This is a genomic window from Saccharomonospora iraqiensis subsp. iraqiensis, assembly GCF_000430445.1.
Lineage (GTDB): Bacteria > Actinomycetota > Actinomycetes > Mycobacteriales > Pseudonocardiaceae > Saccharomonospora > Saccharomonospora iraqiensis.
This window is the reverse complement of sequence record NZ_KE387084.1, coordinates 30,667-55,331: the sequence shown is the minus strand read 5'-3', so window position 1 is coordinate 55,331 and position 24,665 is coordinate 30,667. Positions and strand designations below refer to the sequence as shown.

Annotated in this window: 26 protein-coding genes; 11 read left to right on the top strand and 15 right to left on the bottom strand. The window is 72.2% G+C overall.

The annotated features are described in order from the left end of the window. The 4 genes from ACTIR_RS22600 to ACTIR_RS0110040 form a co-directional block, all read left to right on the top strand. The coding region (locus ACTIR_RS22600; RefSeq protein ID WP_034239307.1) for a glycerate kinase at nucleotides 1–224 on the top strand (224 nt) is incomplete at its 5' end. Next, nucleotides 221–2,995, top strand: a complete 2,775-nt coding sequence (gene aceE / locus ACTIR_RS0110050) for a pyruvate dehydrogenase (acetyl-transferring), homodimeric type (RefSeq protein ID WP_052583811.1) — start codon at nucleotides 221–223, stop codon at nucleotides 2,993–2,995. The genes ACTIR_RS22600 and aceE, both read left to right, overlap by 4 nt. A 32-nt stretch (nucleotides 2,996–3,027) precedes the next feature. Further along, nucleotides 3,028–4,386, top strand: a complete 1,359-nt coding sequence (gene allB, locus ACTIR_RS0110045; protein WP_026454175.1) for an allantoinase AllB — start codon at nucleotides 3,028–3,030, stop codon at nucleotides 4,384–4,386. A gap of 50 nt (nucleotides 4,387–4,436) precedes the next feature. Further along, nucleotides 4,437–5,288: a bifunctional allantoicase/(S)-ureidoglycine aminohydrolase gene (locus ACTIR_RS0110040; RefSeq protein WP_026454174.1), complete on the top strand. Its 852-nt coding sequence runs from the start codon at nucleotides 4,437–4,439 to the stop codon at nucleotides 5,286–5,288. A gap of 45 nt (nucleotides 5,289–5,333) precedes the next feature. On the opposite strand, the gene ACTIR_RS22595 is transcribed toward ACTIR_RS0110040, so the two are convergent. Beyond that, nucleotides 5,334–6,209 carry a DUF1214 domain-containing protein gene (locus ACTIR_RS22595; protein WP_052583810.1) on the bottom strand — a complete coding sequence of 292 codons (876 nt, stop codon included), beginning with the start codon at nucleotides 6,207–6,209 and terminating at the stop codon, nucleotides 5,334–5,336. 204 nt (nucleotides 6,210–6,413) lie between these two features. Between ACTIR_RS22595 and ACTIR_RS0110030 the strand changes: the two genes are divergently transcribed. Then, nucleotides 6,414–7,061, top strand: a complete 648-nt coding sequence (locus ACTIR_RS0110030) for a DUF305 domain-containing protein (RefSeq protein WP_026454305.1) — start codon at nucleotides 6,414–6,416, stop codon at nucleotides 7,059–7,061. 24 nt (nucleotides 7,062–7,085) lie between these two features. Here ACTIR_RS0110030 and ACTIR_RS0110025 read toward each other — a convergent pair whose 3' ends face one another. Both ACTIR_RS0110025 and ACTIR_RS0110020 read right to left on the bottom strand, forming a co-directional pair. Then, nucleotides 7,086–7,616: a dihydrofolate reductase family protein gene (locus ACTIR_RS0110025; RefSeq protein WP_026454173.1), complete on the bottom strand. Its 531-nt coding sequence runs from the start codon at nucleotides 7,614–7,616 to the stop codon at nucleotides 7,086–7,088. 98 nt (nucleotides 7,617–7,714) lie between these two features. Beyond that, entirely contained in the window at nucleotides 7,715–8,140 is a 426-nt protein-coding gene (locus tag ACTIR_RS0110020; protein ID WP_026454172.1) for a pyridoxamine 5'-phosphate oxidase family protein, read from the bottom strand. A 121-nt stretch (nucleotides 8,141–8,261) separates the two neighbouring features. Between ACTIR_RS0110020 and ACTIR_RS0110015 the strand changes: the two genes are divergently transcribed. Next, nucleotides 8,262–8,870: a TetR/AcrR family transcriptional regulator gene (locus tag ACTIR_RS0110015; RefSeq protein ID WP_026454171.1), complete on the top strand. Its 609-nt coding sequence runs from the start codon at nucleotides 8,262–8,264 to the stop codon at nucleotides 8,868–8,870. Here the strand turns inward: ACTIR_RS0110015 and ACTIR_RS0110010 are convergent. The 8 genes from ACTIR_RS0110010 to ACTIR_RS0109975 all read right to left on the bottom strand — a co-directional run bounded on the left by ACTIR_RS0110010 (nucleotide 8,818) and on the right by ACTIR_RS0109975 (nucleotide 16,134). Continuing rightward, nucleotides 8,818–9,834: an SDR family NAD(P)-dependent oxidoreductase gene (locus ACTIR_RS0110010; protein ID WP_026454170.1), complete on the bottom strand. Its 1,017-nt coding sequence runs from the start codon at nucleotides 9,832–9,834 to the stop codon at nucleotides 8,818–8,820. The genes ACTIR_RS0110015 and ACTIR_RS0110010 overlap by 53 nt on opposite strands. An 83-nt stretch (nucleotides 9,835–9,917) precedes the next feature. Continuing rightward, nucleotides 9,918–10,586 (bottom strand): 5,6-dimethylbenzimidazole synthase, encoded by a 669-nt coding sequence (bluB, locus tag ACTIR_RS0110005; protein ID WP_026454169.1) that lies wholly within the window; start codon nucleotides 10,584–10,586, stop codon nucleotides 9,918–9,920. A gap of 149 nt (nucleotides 10,587–10,735) precedes the next feature. Next, a complete protein-coding gene (locus tag ACTIR_RS0110000) occupies nucleotides 10,736–11,944 on the bottom strand; it encodes an FUSC family protein (RefSeq protein ID WP_026454168.1) in 1,209 nt (402 codons plus the stop codon). 35 nt (nucleotides 11,945–11,979) lie between these two features. Then, nucleotides 11,980–12,270, bottom strand: coding sequence for a putative quinol monooxygenase (locus ACTIR_RS0109995; protein WP_026454167.1), 291 nt, complete (start codon nucleotides 12,268–12,270; stop codon nucleotides 11,980–11,982). Nucleotides 12,271–12,298: 28 nt separating this feature from the next. Then, on the bottom strand, nucleotides 12,299–12,436 hold the full coding sequence (locus ACTIR_RS25850) for a hypothetical protein (protein ID WP_154663708.1): 138 nt from the start codon (nucleotides 12,434–12,436) through the stop codon (nucleotides 12,299–12,301). A 40-nt stretch (nucleotides 12,437–12,476) separates the two neighbouring features. Next, nucleotides 12,477–13,676: an L-2-hydroxyglutarate oxidase gene (lhgO, locus tag ACTIR_RS0109985; protein ID WP_026454166.1), complete on the bottom strand. Its 1,200-nt coding sequence runs from the start codon at nucleotides 13,674–13,676 to the stop codon at nucleotides 12,477–12,479. A gap of 88 nt (nucleotides 13,677–13,764) precedes the next feature. Continuing rightward, the gene (locus ACTIR_RS0109980; RefSeq protein WP_026454165.1) at nucleotides 13,765–15,303 is read right to left on the bottom strand and encodes an APC family permease; all 1,539 of its coding nucleotides are present in this window, start codon (nucleotides 15,301–15,303) and stop codon (nucleotides 13,765–13,767) included. A gap of 78 nt (nucleotides 15,304–15,381) precedes the next feature. Beyond that, nucleotides 15,382–16,134 carry a DUF1990 family protein gene (locus tag ACTIR_RS0109975; RefSeq protein ID WP_026454164.1) on the bottom strand — a complete coding sequence of 251 codons (753 nt, stop codon included), beginning with the start codon at nucleotides 16,132–16,134 and terminating at the stop codon, nucleotides 15,382–15,384. Nucleotides 16,135–16,238: 104 nt separating this feature from the next. Here ACTIR_RS0109975 and ACTIR_RS0109970 point away from each other — a divergent pair, with 104 nt between their 5' ends. Then, a complete protein-coding gene (locus tag ACTIR_RS0109970; protein WP_026454163.1) occupies nucleotides 16,239–16,451 on the top strand; it encodes a hypothetical protein in 213 nt (70 codons plus the stop codon). A 6-nt stretch (nucleotides 16,452–16,457) separates the two neighbouring features. Beyond that, a complete protein-coding gene (locus ACTIR_RS0109965; RefSeq protein ID WP_026454162.1) occupies nucleotides 16,458–17,183 on the top strand; it encodes a DUF1990 family protein in 726 nt (241 codons plus the stop codon). Nucleotides 17,184–17,190: 7 nt separating this feature from the next. Here the strand turns inward: ACTIR_RS0109965 and ACTIR_RS0109960 are convergent, their stop codons facing one another. From ACTIR_RS0109960 to ACTIR_RS0109950, 3 genes are read right to left on the bottom strand one after another with little or no spacing between them, the layout of a single operon-like run. Continuing rightward, the gene (locus tag ACTIR_RS0109960; protein WP_026454161.1) at nucleotides 17,191–19,449 is read right to left on the bottom strand and encodes a cytochrome P450; all 2,259 of its coding nucleotides are present in this window, start codon (nucleotides 19,447–19,449) and stop codon (nucleotides 17,191–17,193) included. A gap of 13 nt (nucleotides 19,450–19,462) precedes the next feature. Continuing rightward, complete coding sequence (locus ACTIR_RS0109955) at nucleotides 19,463–20,644, bottom strand: serine hydrolase domain-containing protein (protein ID WP_052583809.1); 1,182 nt, start codon at nucleotides 20,642–20,644, stop codon at nucleotides 19,463–19,465. Nucleotides 20,645–20,685: 41 nt separating this feature from the next. Next, a complete protein-coding gene (locus ACTIR_RS0109950; RefSeq protein ID WP_026454159.1) occupies nucleotides 20,686–21,498 on the bottom strand; it encodes an SDR family NAD(P)-dependent oxidoreductase in 813 nt (270 codons plus the stop codon). Between the two features lie 211 nt (nucleotides 21,499–21,709). On the opposite strand from ACTIR_RS0109950, the gene ACTIR_RS0109945 reads away from it, so the two are divergent. Further along, a complete protein-coding gene (locus ACTIR_RS0109945) occupies nucleotides 21,710–22,330 on the top strand; it encodes a TetR/AcrR family transcriptional regulator (RefSeq protein WP_026454158.1) in 621 nt (206 codons plus the stop codon). Between the two features lie 62 nt (nucleotides 22,331–22,392). After that, the gene (locus tag ACTIR_RS0109940; protein ID WP_026454157.1) at nucleotides 22,393–23,031 is read left to right on the top strand and encodes an HD domain-containing protein; all 639 of its coding nucleotides are present in this window, start codon (nucleotides 22,393–22,395) and stop codon (nucleotides 23,029–23,031) included. Between the two features lie 49 nt (nucleotides 23,032–23,080). Here the strand turns inward: ACTIR_RS0109940 and ACTIR_RS0109935 are convergent, their stop codons facing one another. Continuing rightward, nucleotides 23,081–24,199, bottom strand: a complete 1,119-nt coding sequence (locus tag ACTIR_RS0109935; RefSeq protein WP_026454156.1) for an NDMA-dependent alcohol dehydrogenase — start codon at nucleotides 24,197–24,199, stop codon at nucleotides 23,081–23,083. 189 nt (nucleotides 24,200–24,388) lie between these two features. Between ACTIR_RS0109935 and ACTIR_RS22590 the strand changes: the two genes are divergently transcribed. Further along, nucleotides 24,389–24,665 (top strand): DUF3817 domain-containing protein (locus ACTIR_RS22590; protein ID WP_034239303.1); only part of this gene is annotated, 277 nt, incomplete at its 3' end.

The following is a 24,665-nucleotide window of genomic DNA, read 5'->3' as shown; positions in this document are numbered from 1 at the left end:
CCGCCGCGGCCGCGGGCGTGCCCGTGGTGGCGGTGTGCGGCACGAACACCCTGCCCACCACCCGGCTGCGCACCGCGGGCATCCACACCGCCTACGCGCTCACCGACCTGGAACCCGACGTGGCGGTGTGCCTGCGCGACGCGGCCCGGCTGCTGCGGGCCCTCGGCGAACGGATCGCCACCGACCTCCCCACCCTCACCCGTGAGAAAGGCACCGACCAGTGACCCTCACCCCCGACCGGGCGGACACCCCGTACCCGGTGATCAGTGACGGCCTGCCGAGCCAACTGCCCGACGTCGACCCCGCGCAGACCCGCGACTGGGTCGACGCGCTGCGCACGGTCGTCGAGACCGAGGGCCCGCACCGCGCCCGGTTCCTCCTGCTGCGGATGCTGGAACAGGCCCGCGGCCTGCACCTCGGCGTCCCGGCGTTGTCCTCGACCGACTACGTCAACACCATCCCCACCGAGCGCGAACCCTGGTTCCCCGGCGACGAGACGCTGGAACGCCGCATCCGGCGCATCATCCGCTGGAACACCGCCGTGATGGTGACCCGCGCGAACCGGCCGGAGATCGGCGTCGGCGGGCACATCGCCACCTACCAGTCGGCCGCCGCGCTGTACGAGGTCGGGTTCAACCACTTCTTCCGCGGGCGCGACCATCCCGGCGGCGGCGACCAGGTGTTCCTCCAGGGACACGCCTCCCCCGGCATCTACGCGCGGGCGCACCTGGAGGGCCGGTTCGACGAGCAGCGGCTCGACGGGTTCCGCCAGGAGCTGTCCCGCGGCGGCGCCCGGCGGTCGCTGTCGTCGTACCCGCACCCCCGGCTGATGCCGGACTTCTGGGAGTTCCCCACCGTGTCCATGGGACTGGGCCCGATCAACGCGATCTACCAGGCGCGGTTCAACCGCTACCTGCACGCCCGCGGCATCGCCGACACCAGCGGACAACGGGTGTGGGCGTTCCTCGGCGACGGCGAGATGGACGAACCCGAATCGCTCGGCCCGATCGGACTCGCCGCCCGCGAGGAACTCGACAACCTGATCTTCGTGGTGAACTGCAACCTGCAACGCCTCGACGGGCCGGTGCGCGGCAACGGCAAGGTGATGCAGGAACTGGAGTCGTTCTTCCGGGGCGCGGGCTGGAACGTGGTCAAGGTCGTCTGGGGCCGCGAGTGGGACAAACTCCTCGCCGCCGACCGGGACGGGGTGCTGGTGGAGGCCATGAACACCACCCCGGACGGACAGTTCCAGACCTACGCCACCGAGTCCGGTGCCTACATCCGCGACCACTTCTTCGGCCGGGACCCCCGGTTGCGGGCGCTGGCCGAGCACCTGACCGACGCCGAACTGGAGCGGCTGCCGCGCGGCGGGCACGACTACCGCAAGATCTTCGCCGCCTACCGGGCCGCCACCGAGCACACCGGCCAGCCGACCGTGGTGCTGGCGCACACGGTGAAGGGCTGGACCCTGCCGCACTCGATGGCCTCCCGCATGGCCAACCACCAGATGAAGAAGATGACCGCCGACGACCTCAAGGTGTTCCGCGACCGGCTGGAGCTGCCGATCACCGACGAGGCGATCGACGCGGGCGCCGACCGGGGACTGCCGCCCTACTACCACCCCGGCGCCGACTCCGAGGAGGTGCGCTACCTGCTCGACCGGCGCGCCGAACTCGGCGGGTTCGTCCCCGAGCGGCGGCGCACCGACCCCCCGCTGCCGCAGCCGCCGGACAAGACCTGGGCCGGGCTGCGCACGGGCTCCGGCGACACCCCTGTGGCGACCACGATGGCGTTCGTGCGGCTGCTCAAGGAACTGATGCGGGACCCCGGGATCGGCCACCGGATCGTGCCGATCGTTCCCGACGAGGGCCGCACCTTCGGCATGGACTCGCTGTTCACCAACGCCCGGGTGTACTCGCCGCACGGCCAGACCTACGAGTCGGTCGACCGGGCGCTGCTGCTGTCCTGGAAGGAGGCCGAGGCGGGCCAGATCCTGCACGAGGGCATCAGCGAGGCCGGGTCGATGGCCTCGGCGACCGCGGCGGGCACCGCCTACGCCACCCACGGCGAACCGATGATCCCGGTGTACCTGTTCTACTCGATGTTCGGGTTCCAGCGCACCGGCGACGCGGCCTGGGCCTTCTCCGACCAGATGGCGAAGGGGTTCCTGCTCGGCGCCACCGCCGGCCGCACCACCCTCAACGGCGAGGGCCTGCAGCACGAGGACGGGCACTCACTGCTGCTGGCCTCCACCAACCCGGCGTGCGTGGCCTACGACCCGGCGTTCGCCTTCGAGGTGGCCCACATCGTCCGCGACGGCCTGCGCCGGATGTACGGCGAGGCGTCCGAGGACATCTGGTACTACCTCACCGTCTACAACGAACCGTACCCGCAGCCGCCCGAACCGGACGGACTCGACGTCGACGGCCTGCTCCAGGGGCTGTACCGGTACGCGCCGCGCCCGGACGTCGCCGCCGACGCCCCCGCCGCGCGGATCCTGGCCTCCGGGGTCGCGGTGCCGTGGGCACTGCGCGCCCGGGATCTGCTGGCCGACGAGTGGGGGGTGGCCGCCGAGGTGTGGTCGGCACCGTCCTGGACCGAACTGCGCCGCGAGGCCCTCGCCTGCGACGAGCACAACCGCGCGCACCCCGGGGAGACGCCCCGGCAGCCGCACGTGACCACCGCGCTCGCCGGTGACGACGCGCCGGTGGTCGCCGTCAGCGACTGGATGCGCGCCGTGCCGGACCAGATCCGGCCGTGGGTGCCGGCCCGCTACACCTCGCTCGGCACCGACGGGTTCGGCTGCTCGGACACCCGGTTCGCGCTGCGGCGGCACTTCGGTGTGGACGCCGAGTCGATCGTGGCCGCCACCCTCGGCGAACTGGTGGCCACCGGTGCGGTCGAACCACGGATTTTGCACGAGGCGCGCCGGCGTTACCGCCTCGACGAGCCCGACTTCTACCCGGGCGGACTGTCCGCGGGCGGTGACGCGTGAGGAACAGCGGCGACAGGGACGGAGAGAACACGATGAACGGCAGCGCTCTGGTGATCCGGGCCCGGCGGGCGGTGACCCCCGCCGGGGAACGACCGGCCGCCGTGGTGGTGCGCGACGGCACGATCCTCGGGGTGGAGGCGTACGACGCCGACGTCGGCGGTGCCGAGGTGGTGCACCTCGCCGACGACGAGGTGCTGCTGCCCGGCCTCGTCGACGCGCACGTGCACGTCAACGACCCCGGCCGCGCCGAATGGGAGGGATTCGCCACCGCCACCCGCGCCGCCGCGGCGGGCGGGGTCACCACCCTGGTGGACATGCCGCTGAACAGCCTCCCACCCACGGTCGACGTCGCCGCGCTGACGACGAAACGGGAGGCCGCCCGGGGACGGCTGGCCGTCGACGTCGGATTCTGGGGCGGCGCCGTTCCGGGCAACGTCACCGAACTGCGCGGCCTGCACGAGGCGGGCGTGTTCGGCTTCAAGTGCTTCACGCTGCACTCCGGCGTCGACGAGTTCCCCCCGCTGGACGACGGGCAGCTCCGCGCGGCCATGCGCGAGATCGCCGCGTTCGACGGGCTGCTCATCGTGCACGCCGAGGACCACCACACGATCGAATCCGCCCCGGCCTGCCACGGCACCGACTACCACGGCTTCCTCGCCTCCCGACCGGACGAGGCGGAACGCCGCGCGGTGCGCCACGTGATCGACCTCGCCCGGGAGACCGGCTGCCGGGTGCACATCCTGCACGTCTCCAGCGCCGACGTGGTGCCGGTGCTGGCCGAGGCCCGCGCCGAGGGGCTCCCGGTCACCGCCGAGACGTGCCCGCACTACCTCGCGCTGGCCGCCGAGGACGTCCCCGCCGGGGCGACCGAGTTCAAGTGCTGCCCCCCGATCCGGGGCCGGGCCAACCGGGAACGGCTGTGGGAGGCGCTGCGCGACGGGGTGCTCGACTCGGTGGTCAGCGACCACTCCCCCAGTACCGTCGACCTCAAGAACCCGGACACCGGCGACTTCGGCACGGCCTGGGGCGGGGTGTCCTCGCTCCAACTCGGCCTGCCCGTGGTCTGGAGCCAGGCCCGGCGCCGCGGCCACACCCTGTCCGACGTGATCGGCTGGATGGCCCACGGCCCCGCCGCGCAGACCGGCATGACCCGCAAGGGCCGCCTCGCCCCCGGCCACGACGCCGACCTCTGCGTGTTCGCGCCGGACGAGGAGTTCGTCGTCGACGTGCGCGCCCTGCACCACCGCAACGCGATCTCGCCGTACGACGGGCACCGGCTCACCGGCGTGGTGCGCCGCACCTGGCTGCGCGGCGCGCCGGTCGACGTCGACGCCGCCCCGCGGGGGCGGATGCTCGACCGCGACGAGGCCCGACCGACGAGGCCCGACTGACGAGGCCCGATTGACGAGGCCGATCCACCCCGGATGACAGGAGAGCGAGCATGAGCGGCCGGTACTACGCACCCACGGGCGGGCTGCCGCCCCAGACCCGGCTCACCACCGACCGGGCCGTGTTCACCGAGGCCTACGCGGTGCTGCCGCGCGACACCATGACCGACATCGTCACCAGCAGGCTGCCGTTCTGGGACGACACCCGGCTGTGGATCCTCGCGCGGCCGATGTCCGGCTTCGCCGAGACGTTCGCCCAGTACCTCGTCGAGGTCTCCCCCGGCGGCGGGTCGGAGCACCCCGAACCCGACCCGCACGCCGAGGCGGTGCTGTTCGTCGTCGACGGCGAACTCACGATCACCGTCGACGACGAGCGGCACGTCCTGGGCGCGGGCGGCTACGCCTTCCTCCCACCCGGCACCACCTGGACCGCGCGCAACGCCGGTTCGGCACCCGCGCGGTTCCACTGGATCCGCAAGACCTACTCGTACGTCGACGGGATCGCGGTGCCCGAGCCGTTCGTCGTCGACGAACGCGACATCGACCCCGTCCCGATGCCGGACACCGACGGCGCGTGGGCCACCACCCGGTTCGTCGACCCCACCGACCTCCGGCACGACATGAACGTCAACATCGTCACGTTCGAACCGGGTGCGGCGATCCCGTTCCCGGAGACTCACGTGATGGAACACGGCATCTCCGTGCTGCAGGGCAAGGGCGTCTACCTGCTCAACCGCGACTGGGTGGAGGTCCAGGCGGGCGATTTCCTGTGGCTGCGCGCGTTCTGCCCGCAGGCGTGCTACGCGGGCGGCCCGGAGCCGTTCCGCTACCTGCTCTACAAGGACGTCAACCGCCACCCCGCCCTCGGTGCGGCACCGCCGTGGACCGCCCCGAGGGGGTCCTGACCCGTCCCCGGACGGACCGTGGCCCCTGCCCGTCCACGGCCCGGCTCACGCCGGTTCGAGCTCGCCGGGCCGCCAGGTCCCGTCGAACCAGCTCCGCGACGGGCCGTAGAGCCGCAGGAGGACGAAGAACCCCTTGCCCGCGACGGTGCGGATCCGGTTCCCCTCCCGGCCCCGCGGCGTGTCCGGGCCGAAGTGGACGACCGTGTCGCCGTTGCCCTCGGTCCGCACCTCGCCGGAGAGGCTGTGCACGCTCGGATACGGATCCCCGGTGCGCAGCAGCGACCGGGTGGTGGTGTCGTAGACGTCGACGGACCAGAAGTTCTCCGCCGGGATGCCCTTCGGCAGGGTGAGCGTGTAGTTCCGGCCGCCGTCGAGCCAGGCGCCCGTCGCGTCCTCCGCCGTGTAGGCGTACTGCGACCCGGCCCCGACAGCCGCCCGCGCCATCGCCGGGGAGACCACGACCGCCGCGTAGTGGAACGCGGCGCGGGCGTCCAGCTGACGCGCACCGTCCGGGGTGCGGAACTCGTGGCTGCCCGAGGGGAACAGGTTCTTCCAGGAACCGTCCGCGTAGTGGTAGAAGCTCGGGTCCCGCAGCTTGAACACCAGCGTCCGCACCAGCCCCGCCCCGATCCGGGCGGCGTTGTCCAGGATCGAGCGCATCCGTTCGTCCGGTGCGAAGACCCGGCCGGGCACGATGCCGAGCGCGGCAAGCCGGCCCGCGCGCTCGGGGTCGAGCGATCCGGGTTCCTCCTGCACGATCTCGTCGAGCGCGGTGAAGAACGAGGCGTCGTCCGCGGCGATCGTGTCGACGTCCGAGGCGGCGAAGTCGACGAACCGCTGCCCGGGCGGATCGGTCGCGGCCGACAGCGGATACACCCGCGTGCGGCGCAGGGCCTCGACCCCGCCCAATGTCCGGAACACGGCCAAACAGGAGAACGTGGCCGAGCATACGACGAAGTAGCCGTCCGGAACGTCGCCGTCGTGCTCGGGAGGCAGGATCAGGTACCTGCCACCCGCGCCCGGAGCCCGGCGGCGAACACCTCGCCGCCGGCGTCTCCGTGGCGGCGTGGAGACGGTATCGTCACCGACCCCACGACCCGTCCCGACAGCACCGGAGGAACAGCCGTGCCGCACCGGTCCCGTCTCGCCGTCCCGTCGGCGCTCGTCCCCGTTCTCGCCCTCGCCCTCGGCTGTGGCGCTCCCGGCGAGACAACCCCCGGAGAGTCGGCCTCCCCCGACACCACGGCATCGGCATCCTCCCCGTCCGCAGGCGCGGGGGACCGGGATTCGACCCGGGACAGGAGTGCCGACAGCGCCGGTCACAACCGTGCGGACATCGACTTCGCCCGGGACCTGACCCCGCACCACGAACAGGCCGTGGTCGCCGCCGAACTCGCGCAGGAGCGCGCCTCCGATCCGGAGGTCCAGGACCTCGCACGGCGCATCGCCGCCGCACAGGAACCGGAGACCAATCAGCTCCAGGCGATGCTGCGGATGTGGGGGGAGGACGTCACCCCGGGCGGCGGCAGCGGCGAACACGAACACTCCCACCTGATGACCGAGGAGACGTTCCAGCAGCTCCACGACACCACGGGTACGGAGTTCGACACGCTCTGGCTGCGGACGATGATCGAACACCACCGGGGGGCCGTCGAAATCGCCGAGGCCCAGCTCGACGACGGGTCCGACACCCTGGCGACGATGTACGCGGAGAAGATCGTCGACCGGCAGACCCGCCAGATCACCGAGATGCGGGAGCTGCTCGGGGAATGACCCGCCCTGCCCTGGGCGGGGCGGCTACCGGAGCACCCGCAGGGTGAGCGTCAGCCCGGTGACGTCGACGGTCTCCAGCTTCACGGTCCTCCCACCCGGCTCGTGGAACAGCCGCACGCCGTCCCCGAGCAGGACCGGGGTGACCGTCACGAGGATCTCGTCGAGCAGTCCCGCCGCGAGGCACTGCCGCGCCACGTCCGCGCCGAGGACGCTCACCAGCTTGCCGCCCGCGGCCTCCTGCGCCGTGGCCACGGCCTCGTGCAGGTCGCCGGAGAAGGTCACGTTCTCCACCGGCCGGTCGGGGATGTCGTGGGTCAGCACGATGCTCGGCCCGGACCACTGCCCGCCGTAGGGGCCCTCCGCGTCGGTGCCCCGGTTCGGGTCGTCGCCGCGGAACGTGCGGGCCCCCACCAGCAGCGCGCCGACCCGGCCGACGAGCTCGTCGTCGACACCGGCCTGGTCCGGCAGGTACCCGGTCAACCAGGACATGTCCCCGCCCGGTCCGGCGATGAACCCGTCCAGCGACATGCTGCACTGGTACTGGAGTGTCCCCACGTCCCGCCTCCTCACCGTCGTGGCCCCGCGCCGGTGCGTGACCGGGTCGGCACGCTACCGGCAGGGTCCGACATCCCACCCGCCACCGCGGACGGTGTTCAGAGCGACCCGAGATCGGCGGACAACCAGTGCTCCGGCCGCATGAAGATCGCGGACTGTTCCCCGATCTGCGTGCGTTCGTACTCCAGGAACCCGGCGACCTTGTCCTCCGGCAGGTACCGGGCGGCCATCGTCCGGGACAGCTCCGGACTGCCCGGCTCGATCCGGGTCACCGGCCCTTCCACGGAGACGTAGCGCACCGTGGGTTCGGTCCGTTCCACCATGAGCGCGAACCGGCCGGCCGCCTCGATCGCCCGCGCCTTCCGTGAGTCCGGAGCGGTGTGCACCCACAGCTCCCCACCCGGCGTGTAGTGGTACCAGATCGGAATGGTCAACGGCGCCCGGTCCGTCCGCTCGATCACCGACAACGCGCCGACCCGGGGTTCGGCCAGGAACCGCTCACGCTCTTCCACCGACAGCGACATGGTGCGGAGAGTACCCACCGGGTCCGACAGGATTCCGGTTCACGACACCCGCCACCGGGCGGTGACCTCCGCCGACCGCCGCGGCGACGGCGGCGATCCCGCCCGGCACTACGATGAGGCCATGGTGCGGCAGCGGTCGGCGACGACGCGGGAGGCGATCCGCGCGGCCGCGGGACGGCTGTTCCGCGAACACGGCTTCGCCGGCACGGCGGTGCGCGACATCGCCGCGGAGGCCGGGGCCGACCCGGCGCTGGTGATCCGCCACTTCGGCACGAAGGAGCTGCTGTTCCTGGACACCATGCACCTGAGCATGGACGACGAACCGCTGCTCGACGTGCCGCCGGAGGACCTCGGCAGGCGGTTCGTCGAGGTGCTGCTCGACTCGGACGACGCCACCCGCGACGTCTACCTGGCACTGCTGCGCGGCAGCGGCACCCCACGGATCGCCGACCGGCTGAAGGACGTCCACGAGACCGCGTTCGTCCGCCCGCTGCGCGCCCGGCTGTCCGGCCCGGACGCCGACACCCGCGCCCGGCTCGCCGGGGCGCTGGTCAGTGGCCTGCTCTACGCGCTGTGGGTGGTCGGTGACGAGCAACTGCTCGCCACCGACCGCCGCGACCTCGTCGCCCGCTACGGCGCGCTGCTGCAGCACACCCTCACCCCGGACGGATCCGGGGCTACTGCACCGACCAGCCCCCGTCCGACGGGAGCACCGCCCCGGACACGTTGACCCCGTCGTCGCTGAGCAGGAACGTGATCGACGCCGCGACTTGCGGTGCGGTCGCGATCGGCGGGATCAGTGCCAGGAAGTCCCCGGTGCGCTGCCGTCCGAACGCGGACATCTCGCCCGGGGACATGCCGGTGGCCACCCCACCCGGCGCGACGGCGTTCACCCGGATGCCCGACGGCCCGTACATGAAGGCCGCGCTGCGGGTGAGGCCCACGACCGCGTGCTTCGACGCGGTGTAGGCGGCGCCCGCGGCGGAGCCGCGCAGGGCGGCCTCCGAGGCGATGTTGACGATCGCACCGGACCCGGCCGCGAGCATCGTCGGCACGACCGCCCGGGTCAGCCGGAACAGTCCGTGCACGTTGACGTCGAACACCCGCTGCCAGACCGCGTCGGACACCTCGTGCACGGGGCTGAAGTCGTCGGTGATGCCCGCGACGTTGGCCAGGCCGTCGATCCGGTCCCCCGCCGCCGCCACGACCCGGGCGACGTCCTCGTCGGAGGTGATGTCGGCGGGCACCGCCACCACCCGGGTGTCGTCGAACTCGGCGACCAGCTCGTCCAGCTTGTCGGCGGCGAGGTCCACGGCAACGACGCGACCGCCCTCCCGCACGACGCGGGAGGCCGTGGCCCGGCCGATCCCGGACGCGGCGCCGGTGACGACCACGACGCGACCGGCGAACCGGCCCTCGACGATCCGCTCCCGCCACCCGGCCTCGTCACCGGCCTGCTCGGGCAGCACACCCCCGTTGACCCGCCGCACCAGGTCGTCGACGACCTCCTGGGACAGGGCGCCCTGACTCAGCTCGACGAGCTGCTGCAGCGGCACGTTGCGCACCGGGGCGAGCGCGCTCTCGTCGAACCCGCTCGCCGCGAGCATCTCCCGCAGCACCGGACCACCGTCCGGGTGTTCCAACCACCGCCCGATCGTCGCCGCGCCGGTCAACGGCGCGCCCTCCTCCACCATCGGCATCTCCTCCGGCCAACTCGGTGTCAACTTAGTTGACTCAGCCTAGCGCCGCCCGGGAGGACCCCGCCGCGCCGGCCCGGTCACCGCGCGGGCCGACTCCCGTAGGTCTCGTGGTGCAGAACGTCCTCCAGCGGCATGCGGCTGCGCCAGCCGTGCCGCTCCAGGTCCGGCGTCTCCGCGAGTTCCCGCACCGGCCCCAGGCACAGCCACGCCACCGGGCGCACCCCCGACGGGATGCCCAGCAGATCGCGCAGGAACTCCTCACGGTAGAAGCTGACCCAGCCGACGCCGAGCCCCTCCGCGGTGGCGGCCAGCCACAGGTTCTGGATCGCCAGGCACACCGAGTACAGCCCGGCGTCGGCGATCGCGTGCCTGCCGAGCACGGCGGGTCCGCCGCGGTCGGCGTCGTAGGTGACCACCACCCCCAGCGACGACTCGACGACGCCCTCCACCTTGATCCGGGAGAACGTCTCCGCACGCTCCCCTTCCAGCCCGGCGGCGAACACGTCCCGCTCGGAGCGCACGTGCTCCCGGAACCGCCGCCGCGTGTCCTCGTCGCGCACCAGCACGAAGTCCCACGGCTGGGACATTCCCACGCTGGGCGCTCGGTGCGCCGCGGTCAGCACCCGGCGCAGCACCTCGTCCGGCACCGGCTCCCCGGTGAACTCCCCGCGCACGTCGCGGCGTCGGTTGATCACGTCGTACAGGTCGGCGGCCGGTGCGGGCACCTCGGACTGTGGTCGGGACATGAGGCCCCATCCTGCCGCCCGACACGCCCCGGCACGCCGCCGGGACCGCCCCGGTGTGATCCGCACCGGGTCCGGCCGGGTCGGCACGACGGCCACCGGGTATAGGTCGTTATACATCATTCGGCGGGGCGGTCGGCGCGCCGGACCGGTCACCGGTTCCCGCTGTCGCGGCGGAACGGCCGACGCTCCCGCCGTAGCCGGCGGACCATCTCGCGCTGCTGCTCGGTCACCGGCGGCGGCTTCCACGGTTGCTCCGGGAACCGTGTCGCCGACTCGATCTCGGTGCGCAGCCGGTCGACGGCGCTGAGCAGGGCACCGTGGTGCTCCCACGCGCGGATGTCCCGCAGCGGTTCGTTGACCAGCAGCGCACTGAGCCGTTCCCGGCACTCGGCGATCTCCGGGAGATGGTTCTCGACACCGGCCTCGGACACCGAGGTCGCGAGCTCGCCCACCGCACGGATCGCCCCGGCCGAGGACTCGAGGAGATCGGCGAGCACCCCACGGACGTCGTCGCCGTAGACGCTGCCCTCGTCCTCCTCCGGCACGAAGTACGTGCGGTCCAGCAGCGTCCGGCACAACTCACGCAGCGCCAACAGACACCGCTCCAACCCGGTCAGGGCCGTGCGCAGCCGGGGTTGACGCCGCTGGGTCACCCGGCCCCGCGGGTTGCCCCGGGCCCCCTCCTCCGCACGGGCCAGTGCCTGGTCGGTCTTGCTGACCTCGGTGACCAGCGACCGCGCCTCGGTCAGCCACCGATCGGCCTTCGCCTGCGACCACGACGGCCGCAGCTCGGCGGCGAGCGAGGTGGTGAACTCCGCCATCCGGTCGGTCAGCCGCATCAGCGCCTCCCCCGCGGGGCGCAGATGCACCGGCGGGACGACGACGTTGACCAGCACCCCGACGGCCGCCCCCACCAGCGTCTCGTACACCCGTTCGATCGCCACGTCGGAGGCTCCCCCGACGGCGAGCAGCAGCATGGCACTGATCGCCGCCTCGTTCATCTGCGGCCCCAGCCGGAGCAGGAGCCCGACGAGCAGGGCGGCACCGACGATGCTCCCGATGCTCCACCAGCTGAGGCCGACGATTCCGGCAACGCCCACCGCCAGCAGCACACCGGCGACCACACTGGCCACCCGTTGCACACCGATGGTGAGGGTCTGGAAGAGGGTGACCTGGACGACGATCAGCGCGGTCAGCGGCGCGAGCACGGGCGCGTCACTGGTGCCCAACGCACCCGCCAGCGCGAACGAGCCGGTCGCCGCGAGCGTCGACTTGAGCACGTGCCGGTCCGAGGAACGCAGCCGCCGGAGCAGCTCGGGCCCCCGACCTCGGATCCGGTCACGCACCGAACCGATCATGGGTTCGTTCCTCCGGGGGTCCCGGCCCGACGACCTCAGCCGAACGGGGGCCGCGCGTCGGTCACGCGGTACTCCATGACGTTGCTGTCCCTGACGGCGATTCCGGTGTCGGGCGCGTCGGCGACGGCCCGCCACGCGTCGATGTGTTCGCGGGATTCCCACCGTTCGAAGTTGTAGACCCGACCCGGGTGCAGCGGATCGGGCGTGATCGCGAGATCGAGACATCCGGGGGCCTGCCTACCCCGGCGGAGCAGATCCTGGTGGGCATCGACGAAGGCGTCCCGCTGCGCGGGATTTACCTCCAGGTAACCGGCGATGATGAACATCGCGTGAGCGTACCGGTACACTCGGTCGCTACGGGCGGATCTCGCCGACATCCGATCCGGGCGACTCGCGGGCCTCCTCGGCTGCGGCCGCCCTGTCCTCGTTCTCGTACTCGGCGGCGGTCCCGGCAAGCATCCGGTCGATGTCGGCGTCGTGTCGTTCAGTCATGCCGCATCTCCAGAGCCTCGCTTCCTCATGCCGGGAACGCTCAACGGTCGACCCCCATCCGGGCGACCACGTGTTCCGCGATCGCCAGGGACGACGTCGCCGCGGGGGACGGGGCGTTGCGCACGGTGGTGATGCCGTCCTCGTGCCCGATCCGGAAGTCGTCCACCAGGGACCCGTCCCGGTCCACCGCCTGCGCCCGCACCCCCGCCCCGGCGCGGCGCACGTCGGCGGCGCCGATGTCCGGAACGTACCGGGACGCCGCCCGCATGTAGGCGCGCACCGACAGGCTGCCGCGCATCTCGGCCATTCCGGTGCGCCAGTGCCGCCGCGCCATGCGCCAGAAACCCGGCCATCCGAGCAGGTCGCGCAGGTCGGCCCCGGCGACGTCGCGGCGCCGGTACCCCTCCCGGGCGAGCGCGAGCACCGCGTTCGGCCCCACCTCGACCTCCCCGGACACCCGCCGGGTGAAGTGCACCCCCAGGAACGGGTACCGTGGGTCGGGCACGGGATAGATCATGCCCCGCACCCGGTCCCGCTTGTCCGGGGCGACCGTCATGTACTCGCCGCGGAACGGCACGACCCGCGGGCCGTCCACACCGTCGGCCTGCCGGGCGAGACGGTCGGCGTGCAACCCGCCGCAGACCACGAGCCGGTCGACGGTGCGCACCCCGGCGGCCGTGGTGACCTCGACCCGGCCGGCACGGTGCCGGACCCCGGTCACCGCCGTGGACAGCTCCACCCGGCCGCCCGCCCGTTCGATGTCCGCGGCGAAGGCCGTGGACACGGCGGCGTAGTCGGTGATGGCGGTCCCGGGTGAGTGCAGCGCGACGAGCCCGGCCGCGTGCGGTTCCAGCTCGGCGATCCCCGCACCGGAGACCCGGCGCAGCCCGGGCACGCCGTTCTCCCGCGCGGTGGCCTCCAGGGCGTCGAAACGGCCGAGTTCGGACTCCGAGACCGCGACGACGAGCTTGCCGCACGCGTCGTACGGCAGACCCCGGTCGACACAGTACTCCCGCAGCAGCGCCCGGCCCCGCGCACACAGCTCGGCCTTCAGGCTCCCCGGCCGGTAGTAGATCCCGGCGTGCACCACGCCCGAGTTGTGCCCGGTCTGGTGCGTGGCGAGCCGGTCCTCCTTCTCGAACACGACCACCTCGACGCCCGGGTACCGCCGGGTGAGCTCGCGGCCGACGGCCAGCCCCACGATGCCGCCCCCGACGATGCCGACGGTCCGTCCGGTCACCGGTGACTCCCTCCTGTCCACGGGGCCCGCCGGGTCCCGACCCCGCCCGTGGGGCCGGGACCCGGGGATGGTCACTCCACGAGGACGGTCACTCCGGGGTCGGACGTGCCTCGGGCTCGTCCCGGGTGCCGTCCTCCTCCCGCACGCGCTGTCCGAGCAGGGAGTGCCGCCTGCTGTAGGCGAAGTAGATCACCACGCCGAGCGCCATCCACACCAGGAAGCGCAGCCAGGTCAGCACGGTCAGGTTCAGCATCAGCCAGACGCAGGCGGCGATCGCCAGGATCGGCACCACCGGCACCCACGGCACGCGGAACCCACGCGGCAGGTCCGGGCGCTTCTTCCGCAGCACCAGCACACCCGCCGAGACGAGGATGAACGCGAACAGCGTCCCGACGTTGACCATCTCCTCCAGCCTGCCCGCGTCGAAGAAGCCCGCGGCCACCGCCACCACCGTGGCGACCAGCACGTTCATCCGCACCGGGGTGCCCCGCGAACCCGTCTTCGCCAGCGGGCGCGGCAGCAGACCGTCCCGCGCCATCGCGAACAGCACCCGCTGCTGGCCGAGCAGCAACACCATCACCACCGTGGTCAGACCGGCCAACGCGCCGACGGAGATGACGTTGGCCGCCCAGTCCACGCCGTGCGCGGAGAACGCCGTCGCCAGCGTCTTGCGGCCCTCCGGTTCGGCATCGGTGGCCAGTTCGGTGTAGGGCACCATGCCCACGACCACCAGGGAGGTCGCCACGTACAGCACGGTCACGGCCGCCAGCGAGCCGAGGATGCCGCGCGGCACGTCCCGCTGCGGGACGCGGGTCTCCTCCGCGGTGGTGGCCACGACGTCGAACCCGAGGAACGCGAAGAACACCAGCGACGCACCGGCCAGCAGCCCGAACGCGCCGTAGACGCTGCCGGAACCACCGGCGAGCAGGGAGAACAGCGACTGGTCGACACCGCCGCCGGCCTCACCGCCGGACTCGGCGGGCGGGATGAACGGCGTGTAGTTGTCCGGGGTGATGTAGGCGAGGCCGAGCACGATGACGAGCAGGATGATCGTCACCTTGACGGCGGTGATGACGAGGCTGAACCGGGACGACAGCTTGGTGCCGAGGGTGAGCAGCGTGGCCAGGATCGCGACCAGCAGCACCGAGCCCCAGTCCAGGTCGACGCCGCCGAGTGCCACGGTCGTGCTCATCTGCGTGCCGAACAGGGTGCTCAGCACGTCCTCCAGGTAGATCGACCAGCCCTTGGCCACCGCGGCCGCGGCCACCGAGAACTCCAGGATCAGGTCCCAGCCGATGATCCACGCGAGGAACTCACCGAACGTGGCGTAGGAGAAGGTGTAGGCGCTGCCCGCGACGGGCACGGTGGAGGCGAACTCGGCGTAGCACAACGCCGCCAGCCCGCACGCGACCGCGGCGAACACGAAGGCCAGCGCCACCGACGGACCGGCGATGTCCCCGGCCGTGGACGCGGTGAGCGTGAAGATGCCCGCGCCGATCATCACGGCAACCCCGAAGACCATCAGGTCCCAGGCGCCGAGATTCTTGCGGAGCCGGGTGTCCGGCTCGTCGGTGTCCGCGATCGACTGTTCGACCGATTTCGTCCGCCATATACCGGTTCCCGGCACGGGCTTCCTCCTTGAACGCCTGGTTTGCAGGACCGGCGCAAGACCCTAGCCCCTCGCCCGTGCGTGCCGGGGAACCGGTCACCGGCGGTCGCCGACCGGGTCCCCGTCCGTCACGAGGCCCGCGGGGCCCGTGCGCTCACCCAGGTCGTCGAGCCGGTGGGTGAAGATCTCCACCCCGTCCACCAGCCGGCCGCCGGAGGTCTCCACCGCGGCGAGACAGAAGCGCACCCACATGTTCAGCTGGATCTCCTTGGCGAGCCGCAGCCGCGCGTACAGCAGGTGGACCAGCCTGCTCGCGGGCGCGGCCCACAGTTCGACCTCGAACACCAGCTGGTCGCCGTCGCCGAACGCGCGGAACCACACCTGTCCCGCCTCCAGGTGCCCGTGCAGCGTGACCAGGTGCAGCGAGGTGTCGTCGCGGTGCACCACCCGGACCGGGCCGTCCCACGGCCCCGGCATCTCCACCACCAGTTCGTCCCCGGCGCACAACGACCGCGCGCCGCCCCGGGTGGTGTGGATGTGCACGACCTCCGAGGGCACGAAGTGCTTGAAGTCGTGCACGACACGGTCCATGAGCCCGGCGGCGTCCACCCCGGCCCCCGCGATGCGCACCCGGAAGCGGCGGTGGAACAGCTGGCCGTAGCCGTCCGCGCTGCGCTGCACCCGGTCGTCGATCAGGCCGTCCGGCAACCGCGGCGGGAGGTCCCGCGCGTCGCCGCGGCACTCCGTGCGGTGCAGCGGGGTCGTCTCCCAGAGGTAGCGCCAGGTGACCAGCGCGGTCCCCAGCAGCCACCGTGCGAGGACGACGAGAACACGGCGGGCTCGCGACATCGGCACCTCCGGACGTGATGAGACCGGGACGAACGGGGTATCAGACTCTGTACCTACCCCGCGCGGGGACGCTGACACGAGCCGACGGACACACGGAGGCACACATGGTGGTCCGACTTCTGCACCGGGCGGGCGTGCGTGCCACCCAGCTGCACCTGGCCTCGCTGGGCACGATCGTGCTCTGCATCAGCCTGTGGATCCGCGCCAAGACGGTGGACCAGACGCAGCGGGGCAACGCCGAGCGTCGGGCGTTGTTCGTGGGCCTGTGGCCGCCGATGATGTGGCAGATCGGCGACGCGCTGACCGAACACGAGTGAGCCGGGTTGGCTGAATGGGGCCTCGGGCGGCCGGACACCGCGCGCGAACTGGCGGCGCTCACCGACGCCGGCATCAACTACTCCCCGGCCGAGGTGCGCAGGCCCGCCTGGACCCTCGACACCCACCTGCACGGCCTCCCCGCGGAACGACCCGGCCCGCCGGAACCCGGAGGTCCGTGGGAGCGGGCCTGCCGTCTGGTGCGTGACTACGAGTTCACACCCCCGGAATCCGTGCGGGCACTCTACGACCCGGCCGTGCCGCTGCTCGGCCGGAACATGCTGCTGCAACTCCGGTTCCACGGGCTGCACCTGTACTGCGGTGTCCGGATCACCGAGGTGGTGGACGAGACCCGGAACGACGGTGCCCGGGTGTGGGGGTGGGCCTACGAGACGCTCGACGGGCACCTCGAACGCGGCAAGGTCACCTACGAGGTGGTCAAGTACCGGGACACCGGCCGGGTGGAGTTCGTGGCCGCCAGTCATTCCCAGCGGGCACCCCACCTGGACCCGGTGCTGACGCTGGGCTGGTCGCTGTTCGGCCGCCGCGCGCAGCTGCGCTTCTACCGCCGGTGCGGCGAACGGATCCGCGCCGCCGTCAGCACGGACGGACACGCGGACCCGGTGCCTCCCGCGACACCGCCCCGGGCCGGGGGGCTGGTGTCGGTCCCCTCCGACGCCGGGGCACGCCTGTCCCACCCACCGGAGATCCACTGCGTGGCCCCCGGTGGGTGAGCCGGGCTCAGAGGTCGAGCACCAGGCGGGGACAGTCCCCGGCCGCCCGGGACACGCAGATCATCATCGTCTCCTGGGCCTGCTGCTCGACGGGGGTGAGGATCGAGTCGCGGTGCTCGGCCGAGCCGGACAGGATGCGGGTCTCGCAGGTGCCGCAGGTGCCCTCCTGGCAGGACGACACCGCGGCGATCCCGTGCGCCTCCGCCACGGACAGCACCGACGTGCCCGCCGGAACCGTGTCGGTCACGCCCGACTCGGCGAAGCGGACCTCGAAGGGCTCGTCGGGCCCCGTGCCCGTGAGCGTCCTCGGCGCGAAGCGCTCCACGTGCAGACTGCCCACCGGCCACGCCGCCATCGCCGCCTCGACGGCGTCGAGCAGCGGCTCCGGACCGCACGCGTAGACGAGGGTGTCCGTCCGCGGCTCCGCCAGCAGCCCATCCAGCTCCAACAGGCCGTACTCGTCCTCGGGCCGCACGGCGACCCGGTCGCCGTAGCCGGCCAGCTCGTCGAGGAAGGCCATGGAGGCGCGGGTACGCCCGCCGTAGAGCAGGGACCACTCGACACCGTCGGCCTCGGCCCGCTCGATCATCGGCAGCAGCGGGGTGAGGCCGATCCCGCCGGCGATGAACAGGTAGCGCGTCGCCGGGTGGAGGCGGAAGTTGTTGCGCGGCCTGCCCACCGTCACGGAGGAACCGACGTCCACCTCGTCGTGCAGGTACAGCGACCCGCCCCGGCTGTCCGGCTCCCGCAGCACCCCGATCCGCCAGCGGGCGGGGTCCTCCGGTGACGAGCACAGCGAGTACTGGCACGTCCGGCCCGCCCCGTCGGGTCCGGTGTGCACGTCGATGTGCGCACCCGGGCTCCACCGGGGCAGCTCCGCACCGTCCGGGTGGGCGAGCACGAACGACACCACGCCGTCGGCCTGCTCGGTGCGCTCCACCACGGTCAGCGTCATCTCCCGGTTCACCCGCCTGCGCGCCCGGTCCACGTCGGCGGTGTCCCAGACCACCGGCAGGGTGCGGCGCACCGGCACCAGCGCCATCCGGATGAAGTCCAGCGGCACCTCGGCCTCGGGCCGCAGCGACGGCAGCCGCTCGAACAGCACCTTCAGCCCCGCCGCGCCCTGCACCCGCGCGAGGTTCTGCCCCAGGCAGGTGTGCCTGCCGCGGGTGAACGCGAGATGGTCCTCCGGGTCGGCACGGTGCGGGTCGAACTCGAACGGCCGGTCGACGTGGTCCGGGTCGGTGTTGGCGCTGGTGAGCGCGACCCAGATCATGTCGCCCGCGCGGATGTGCGCACCGGAGAGCGTGATGTCGCGCTCGGCGCGGCGGGAGGCGAACGTCGAGGAGGGCCGCAGCCGCACGGTCTCCTCGAACACCCGCGGCCACAGCTGCGGGTCGTCGATCGCCTCGGCCAGCACCCGTGGGTTCTCGGCGAGGAACAGCACCGCGTTCGCCATCGCCTGCGCCGTGGTGTCCGCCCCGGCCTGGGCGAACTCGCTCAGGTGCAGCGCGATCTGCGCCGGCGACAACACGTACTCGCCGTCCCGGTCGGTGGCGCACGCCATGTCGGAGATGAGGTCCTCACGCGGTTCGGCACGGCGCTGCTCGATCACCCGGCGCAGTTCCAGGTTGGCCGCGACGTAGCGGTCCCACACCTCGTCGGCGATGTCGGCCGGGATCGGCTCCTGGGCCGAGGACAGCACCCGCGCGTTGTCGTCGCGCAGCTGCCGCATCATCGCGTCGTGTTCCCGGCCGAGCCCCATGTGGGTCAGCAGCGTCTGGGTGGTCAGTTCCAGGCAGTAGTCCTCGATGAGGTTGCCCGACCCGCGGGCCTCGAACGTGTCGATGATGCGGTGCGCCCGCGCCTCGATCTCCGGCTCCAACGCCGCCATCCGGGCCTTGGTGAAGCCGGGCTGGGCCACGCCGCGGTGCGTGGTGTGCGCGGGCGGGTCGGAGCCGACGAGCATCTGGGAGATCAGCTCCGGCGGCACCGTGTCCCGGTGCCGTTCGGGCACGTCGATCAACGCGCTGTTCGCCCCGGAGGTGAACTGCTGCCAGTCGCCGAGCACGGTCTCGACGTCGTCGCGGCGGGTGACGATCCACGCGTTCAGGAACGGGTAGAAGAACGCAGGCGTCTCGTCGCGGAACGTGGCGAAGTACCGGGCCGGGCTCGCGTAGTAGGCGTCGTCGCCGATGAGGTCGAACCCGTGCGCGACCGGGCATTTCGCCGTCCGGTCCGGGGACTCGTGCGGGGTGGTGGTCATCGTTGACTCCTCGTCACAGGGCGGCCGCGACGGCCATCGTGGAGATCTTCTGGAAGCGGGCCACGTTCGCGCTCTCCTCCATCACCCCGGCCGAGAGGAAGACCAGGGTCAGGTCCCGCTCCGGGTCCACCCAGAACAGGGAGGACCCGGCGCCGTAGTTGCCGTGGGTGCGCGGGGAGGTGAACGGTCCGAAGAAGTTCGGCGCCGTTCCCTGTCCGCTCAGCGAGAATCCGAGGCCGAAGTTGCCCGCCGGGGTCTCCCAGCCGCGCGCCCGGGCGATGTCGGCGTAGAGGTCGTTGGGCATGGCCCCGGTCTGCGGCGTGGTGGCCTGCTCCAGCACGGCGGGGGCGATCAGCTGCCGCCCGTCGTGGGCGCCCCGGCGCCGGATCATCTCGGCGAAGGTGAACACGTCGTCGGCGGTACTCACCGCGCCCACCCAGGGCATCTCGGCGTCGGCGGTGATGTGGTCATTGAGGCACTCGATGTCGCTCGGCGCGAGGAAGCCGCCCTCGGGCAGGTAGGCCTTCAACGGCACGGCCCGCTCCGCGGCCGCCTCCGGCAGTCCGAACGCGGTGTCGGACATGCCCAGCGGGTCGAGGATCAGTTCGCGGGCGAGCCCGGAGAACGACTCCGCGCCGTAGGCCCGGCGCACCATCTCGCCGAGCAGGGCGTGGTTGATCGCGGGTGAGTAGTTCAGGTTCGTGCCGGGCTCGAACAACACGTCCACACCGGACAGTGCCTCGATCACCCGTCCGAGGTCGCCGAACTCGTCGGGCCCCACCCCGGGGTTCGGGGTGGGCGGCATGCCGGATCGGTGGGTGAGCAGGTGGGCGACGTTGATCCGGTCCTTGCGCAGTGCGCGGAACGGGTCGGTGCCGACGAACTCGGGGATCAGGTCCACCACCCGGGTGGACAGCGCGAGCCGCCCCTCCCCCAGCGCCCGGTACACCATCGCGTTGGTGAAGGCCTTGGTCAGCGACAACACCCGGTACACGTCGTCCGGGCGGGACGGCCTGCCGGTGGCGCGCTCGGCGGAGCCCAGGGTCTCGCGCAGCACGATCTCCCCGTGCCGGGCGAGGACGAGGTTCACGCCGTCGTAGGCGCCCGCCTCGATGTCGGACTCGATCTCGTCGGTCAGCCGGGTCAGGGCGCGCGGGTCGATCCCGCCCCGCCCGGTCTGCTGGTGTGCGGTCACAGCGTTCTCCGTGGTGTCGTGTGCTCTGCGGTGCGGGCGGGTCAGTGCATGACGAGCCCGCCGGACGGGGAGAACGTCTGACCGGTGTAGTAGGCGCCCTCGTCCCCGGCCAGGAACAGCACCGACGCGGCGACCTCCTCCGGGGTGGCGGCGCGCTCGATCGGCTGCATGCCGACGAGGAACTCGTTGAACTCGGCGTCGTTCTGCCGCAGCAGCGGGGTGTCCACCGCGCCGGGTGCGAGCGCGTTGACGCGGATGGAGAACGGGGCGAGCTCGGCGGCGCAGGCCCGGGTGAGCCCGAGCAGGCCCGCCTTGGACGATGGGTAGTAGGCGGGCATGGCGATGCCCATCAGCGCCGCCGATGACGAGAAGTTCACGATCGCCCCGCCCCCGGCGCGTTTCATCAGCGGCGCCGCGGCCCGGGTGGTGTAGAACGGGCCGTGCAGGTTGATCCGCAGCGTACGGTCGAAGTCCTCGTCGGAGGTCTCCTCCAGGAACTCCGGAACGTGCCGCCTGCCCTCCTTCGCGGCGAGGAAGCCCTTCTCGTTCTCGGCGTTGAGCCGGTCCAGGGCGGCCTGGTTCGGCGCGTTCACCCCGGCGGCGTTGACCAGCACGTCGAGCCGGCCGAACTCGTCGTCGACCCGGGCGAACGCGGCGCGCACCGCGGCGCTGTCGGCGACGTCCAGCGGCACCGGTCGCGCCCCGGGAAGTGCCGCGAAGTCGCGGTCGAGGTTCTCGGCCGAGGTGTCCGCCCCGAAGACGACGGCTCCCTCCGCGGAGAAGGCCCGCGCGGTCGCCAGTCCCATGCCGGAGGCGGCGCCGGTGATGAACACGATCCTGTCCTGGAATCTCATGAAGCTCCTCCTTGAGCGGGCCGGTGGTTCCGGGAGGTGACCCCGGCGTTGTGCCCGGAGCCTCGCACACTCGATAGACAGGTGTCTAGCGAAATTTCCCGCCCGGCCCGCCCGGGCCCGCCCGGCCACCGGCACGCACGACCGCCTCGGTTACGTTGGCGACGGACACGGCACGGCGTGCCCAGCGCCGCGACGGGAGGAACGACGACCAATGTCCGGGACGCCGGTCACGCGGGCCGAACAGAAACGCCTCACCCGTGCCGGGATCGTCGCCGCGGGGCGGGAGCTGTTCCACCGCGACGGCTACACCGCCACCGGCGCCGAGGCCATCGCCCGCGCGGCGGGCATCTCCCGGGCCACGTTCTACCTGCACTTCCGCTCGAAGGCGGAGGTGGTCATCGAGCTCATGCGGGCCCGCGAGCCCGAGATCACCGACGCCTACATCGCCCTCGACCGGATGACCGCCCCGGAGCACGCCGACGTCGTCGCGTGGCTGGAGGAGCACGCCGCGCTGTGGCGCCGGTACGGCAGCGAGTTCGCCGCCATGGAACAGGCGCTGGCGCACGAGAGCGCCGTCGCCGACGAGTGGTACGCCATGCACCGGCGCACCCAGGCGTCCCTGGTGAACCTGACCGCACCCGCGGCCACCGAGGCCGACCGCGCCGTCCTCCAGGCGCATCTGATGACCTTCATGATGGCGCTCGACCGCAGCTTCTACTTCCTGCTGCTGCGCGCGCACGACGAGGACTACCACACGGTTCTCGGGGTGCTCGCCGACCAGTGGCTCGCCCTGCTCGCCCGCCCCGAACGGGGAGGCCACCGACCCGCGTGACCGCGCCGACCGTGCGACCCTGGAACCGTCGGCGGCCGGTGACGACGGAGCGGAGCGGCACGATGAGTGACACCATCGCGGGCGTCCGGATCCCGGACAGCGCGCTGGCGCGGGAGGCGACCGAGCTCGTCCGGGACTCAGCACCACCGTTGCTGTACGACCACTCCCGGCGGGTGTTCCTGTGGGGGTCGCTGCGCGGCGAGGCGCAGGAGCTGCGGTTCGACCCGGAACTGCTGTACGTGGGGGCGCTGTTCCACGACCTGGGACTGACCGACCGGTTCCGCCGCTCCGACCAGCGGTTCGAGATCGACGGTGCCGACGAGGCGCTGCGCTTCCTGCACGCCCACGGGATCACCGACGAGCGGGCCGACCGCGTGTGGACGGGCATCGCCCTGCACACCACGCCGGAGATCCCGCTGCACATGGCCGCGGAGATCGCGCTGATCACCCGGGGGGTGGAGCTCGACGTCCTGGGGGTCGGCTACCACGCGGTCTCCGAGGAACAGCGGGAAGCCGTGGTCGCCGCCCATCCCCGCCCCGACTTCAAGAACCGGATCCTGGCCGCGTTCACCGAGGGCCTCAAGGACCGGCCCGGAACGACCTTCGGCAACGTCAAGGCCGACGTCCTCGCCCACTACCTCCCCGGATTCGAACGGGGCGACTTCGTCGAGGCCATCCACGACTCCGCCTGGCCGGAGTGACCACGCCGGTCCGTGCCCGGCGCCGGGGACGGCGCCGGGCAGGTCGGACTCACTCGGTGTCGTGCAGGATGACACCGCGGATGTTGCGGCCCTCGTGCATGTCCGCGTAGGCCTGATTGATCTCGTCCAGCCGGTAGGTCCGCGTGATCAGCTCGTCCAGCTTCAGCCGCCCCGCCCGGTACATCGACGCCAGCCGGCCGATCTCCACCGACGGTGCGCCCTTGCCGAGGATGGTCCCCTGGATCCGCTTCTGCATCATCGCCAGCGTCCACAGGTTCGTGGGCAGGGTGTTCTCGTTGACGTCGCCGATGCCGGTGACCACCACGGTGCCGAACTTGGCGACCGCGTCGACCGCCTGACCGACGTGCTCGCCCGTGGTGACGCCCACCGCGACCACGACCGACTCCGCACCCTGCCCGTTGGTGACCGACCGGGCGAACTCCGCGGCCTCCTCGATGTCGGCGAAGGTGTGGCTCGCCCCGAAGGTGGCGGCGCTGTCCCGTTTGAACGCGACCGGGTCGACCCCGATCACGTACGCCGCGCCCCGTGCGGCGGCGCCCTGCACGGCGTTCATCCCGATGCCGCCGAGGCCCATCACGATGACCGTGTCCCCGGCGACGACCTCGGCGGCGTACTCCGACGAACCCCAGCCGGTCGGGGCGCCGCAGGACAGCAGCGGGGCGACGTGCAACGGGATGTCGTCGTCGATCCTGGTGAGCGAGTGCTCGGAGACCACCGCGCGTTCGGCGAAGGTCCCGGCCATGGTCATCTGCCCGGCCTCGTCGCCGTCGATCCGCGCCCGGTAGGTGCCGTCCGCCATGGACCCGAGCAGGGCGTACATGCCCAGGTCGCAGAGGTTGCCCCGGCCCGTGGCGCACGGGTGGCACCGTCCGCACGAGGGCACGAACTGGGCGACGACGTGATCGCCGGGCGCGAGCGAGTGCACGCCCGGACCGACCGACTCGACGACGCCGGCGCCCTCGTGGCCGCCGATCAGCGGGATCTTGCCCACGGGCATGTCCCCGGTCGCGGCGTGGTCGTCCGAATGGCACAGTCCGGCGGCCACGAACCGGACGAGCACTTCATTGGCCTGGGGTTCGTCGAGTTCGACGTCGACGATCTGCCACTTGCCGGGCTGCTCCAGCAGCGCCGCCGCACGGGTCCGCATCGTTGTCCACCCACCCGAATCTAGAACAAGTTCTAGCTGGAGAGTGAAGCACAGGACGACGTCCGTGACAAGGGTCGGGCCACCTGCCGGTCCGCGGCTCTGCGATGCTGCACCGACGGGCGCCGCATCCGCGGATGCGGTCACCTGCCGCACCTCAGCCAACGACCGTCCGTACCGGAGGAAACGGGAATGCTCACCACCGACGTCGGACGCTTCCGACTGCTCGCCCTCGCCGAGGCGCTGTCCTGGGCCGGTCTGCTGACCGGGATGTTCTTCAAGTACGTCGCCGTCGGCAACGAGATCGGGGTGACCGTGTTCGGACCCGTGCACGGCCTGCTGTTCGTCGTCTACGTCGTCGCCGCACTGCTGCTCCACCGCCGGCTGGGCTGGACGAGGCCCACCCTGCTGCTGGCGCTCGCGGCGAGCGTGCCGCCGTTCGGCACCGTGGTGTTCGAGCGGTGGGCCA

Excerpts from the sequence above, each read along its gene's own strand:
- ACTIR_RS25850 (WP_154663708.1), bottom strand. The coding sequence starts at position 12,436 with ATGACTGAACGACACGACGCCGACATCGACCGGATGCTTGCCGGGACC.
- ACTIR_RS0109970 (WP_026454163.1), top strand. The coding sequence starts at position 16,239 with ATGGTGGTCCGACTTCTGCACCGGGCGGGCGTGCGTGCCACCCAGCTG.
- ACTIR_RS0110000 (WP_026454168.1), bottom strand. The coding sequence starts at position 11,944 with ATGATCGGTTCGGTGCGTGACCGGATCCGAGGTCGGGGGCCCGAGCTG.
- ACTIR_RS0110040 (WP_026454174.1), top strand. The coding sequence starts at position 4,437 with ATGAGCGGCCGGTACTACGCACCCACGGGCGGGCTGCCGCCCCAGACC.
- ACTIR_RS0110015 (WP_026454171.1), top strand. The coding sequence starts at position 8,262 with ATGGTGCGGCAGCGGTCGGCGACGACGCGGGAGGCGATCCGCGCGGCC.
- allB (WP_026454175.1), top strand. The coding sequence starts at position 3,028 with ATGAACGGCAGCGCTCTGGTGATCCGGGCCCGGCGGGCGGTGACCCCC.
- ACTIR_RS0109945 (WP_026454158.1), top strand. The coding sequence starts at position 21,710 with ATGTCCGGGACGCCGGTCACGCGGGCCGAACAGAAACGCCTCACCCGT.
- ACTIR_RS0110020 (WP_026454172.1), bottom strand. The coding sequence starts at position 8,140 with ATGTCGCTGTCGGTGGAAGAGCGTGAGCGGTTCCTGGCCGAACCCCGG.
- ACTIR_RS0109935 (WP_026454156.1), bottom strand. The coding sequence starts at position 24,199 with ATGCGGACCCGTGCGGCGGCGCTGCTGGAGCAGCCCGGCAAGTGGCAG.
- bluB (WP_026454169.1), bottom strand. The coding sequence starts at position 10,586 with ATGTCCCGACCACAGTCCGAGGTGCCCGCACCGGCCGCCGACCTGTAC.
- ACTIR_RS0110010 (WP_026454170.1), bottom strand. The coding sequence starts at position 9,834 with ATGGTGGAGGAGGGCGCGCCGTTGACCGGCGCGGCGACGATCGGGCGG.
- ACTIR_RS0109940 (WP_026454157.1), top strand. The coding sequence starts at position 22,393 with ATGAGTGACACCATCGCGGGCGTCCGGATCCCGGACAGCGCGCTGGCG.
- ACTIR_RS0109995 (WP_026454167.1), bottom strand. The coding sequence starts at position 12,270 with ATGTTCATCATCGCCGGTTACCTGGAGGTAAATCCCGCGCAGCGGGAC.
- ACTIR_RS0109960 (WP_026454161.1), bottom strand. The coding sequence starts at position 19,449 with ATGACCACCACCCCGCACGAGTCCCCGGACCGGACGGCGAAATGCCCG.
- ACTIR_RS0109950 (WP_026454159.1), bottom strand. The coding sequence starts at position 21,498 with ATGAGATTCCAGGACAGGATCGTGTTCATCACCGGCGCCGCCTCCGGC.
- ACTIR_RS0109975 (WP_026454164.1), bottom strand. The coding sequence starts at position 16,134 with ATGTCGCGAGCCCGCCGTGTTCTCGTCGTCCTCGCACGGTGGCTGCTG.